The organism is Endozoicomonas sp. SESOKO2 (assembly GCF_024606245.1).
Taxonomy (GTDB): domain Bacteria; phylum Pseudomonadota; class Gammaproteobacteria; order Pseudomonadales; family Endozoicomonadaceae; genus Endozoicomonas_A.
In genome coordinates this window covers 1-1,601 of sequence record NZ_JAHHPQ010000001.1, presented here as the reverse complement: position 1 = coordinate 1,601, position 1,601 = coordinate 1, and the positions used below count along the sequence as shown (strand labels likewise).

Annotated in this window: 2 protein-coding genes; both read left to right on the top strand. The window is 49.3% G+C overall.

What is annotated here, in order from left to right:
- A partial coding sequence (locus KDK17_RS00010; protein WP_257287046.1) for a hypothetical protein occupies positions 1–1,035 on the top strand: 1,035 nt, incomplete at its 5' end.
- Between the two features lie 213 nt (positions 1,036–1,248).
- Positions 1,249–1,601, top strand: a 353-nt coding sequence (locus KDK17_RS00005) for a hypothetical protein (protein ID WP_257287045.1), incomplete at its 3' end; no start/stop codon positions are given.

Here is a 1,601-nt window from a genome sequence, read left to right as displayed (position 1 = left end):
AAGAATGCTAAATCTCTATTGACTCACAAAAACGCATACCATTCTGGACAAAAAACCTGTGAATGGATAGTGATTGGGGAGGATGGTCAGCAACGGCCATGCGGAATGGTCTGCAAGAATGCTCAAGCCGTGTGGAATCACAAGATCGGATACCATTCTGAACAACAAACCTGTGACGTAACCGTGGTCGGGGAGGATGGTCAGCAACGGTCATGCGGAAAGGTCTGCAAGAATGCTTCCGCCCTGAGGGGGCACAAAAGAAGAGTCCACACCGGGCAACAAATCTGTCGAGTGATCGTGGTCGCGGATGATGGCCAGCAGCGGCCGTGCGCGAAGGTCTACAAGTGTGCTAAAGCCCTGGCGGATCACAAAGGCAAATTTCACGGCAAGCAAAAAACCTGTAACCTGGCAATAGTCGGGAAGGATGGCCAGTCGCGGCCATGCGGGAAAGCCTTCAAGAATGATCAGGCTATGTCATCTCACAAAAGGAAATTTCACACCGGGCAAAAAACCTGTGACGTTGAGGTAGACGGGGAGGGTGGCAAGAAGCAGCCATGCGGGAGGGTCTGCCAGAATGTCGGCGCCCTGACGAGTCACAAAAGAATCGCTCACACCGGGGAAAAAACCTGTCACCTGTCATTAGTCGGGAAGAATGGCCAGTTGCGACCATGCGGGAGAGTCTTCAAGAATGATCTGTCTCTGTCAAGTCACAGAAGCGTAATTCACTCCGGGCAAAAAACCTGTGACGCTAACCTGGTCAGGGAGGATGGCAAGAATCAGCCATGCGGGAGGGTCTGCCAGAATGCTCGCGCCCTGTCGAATCATAAAAGAATCGCCCACACCAGAGAACAACTCTGTGACATGACAGTGGTCGGGGAAGATGGTCAGGAGCGACGATGCCGGAAGATCTGCAAGAATGCTAAAGCTCTGGTGGATCACAAAAGAAGACATCGAAAACGCATGTCTGTTCGTGTGGATCAGGATAATGAACCCAGCCCTGAAGAGGGTAAATTGAAAAGGGAGAAAGTGAAATAAGTGTGATTACCGAGGTAATTTAGACGACAACTCTTAGGTAGAGATCTCTGACCGGTGCCCGCTTATTTTCATGACGAAGATTTTACATGTTGAGACCAGACAGGTTGCAATGACTGGCGGTATAAAACGTAATTATTTTCTTGATCTATCCTTCCTCTCTGTAAACCAGAATGCAAGGATAGAATTATTCAGTATTCACTCCTTACGGCAACATTGTGGTTGCTACTGTCATTGTCTGTTATCTGTCAGGCCGAACCACTGACAAAACGTTTTATTGTCGAGTTTGCACAGAAAACAGCTTCTCCAAACCAGAGCTTTTCTATGAAGCGTGAGCGGCGCAGATTGTCCGACAGTCCGTCAATCATTGCCGACACAAACCGCTATGTCAGATCAGATTTGCAGCCTGATGATGAGCTACAAAGGGCTCGCGGCTGCGGGGTGAAAACGACCCTCATTGAATCGATGGCGTGGCAATCGCTTCATGCTATGAATCTGCTGATGGCTTATGAACTGATCCTGACCACCAAAGACACCTCTCTGAGCACCAATCCTTATTCATGGATACC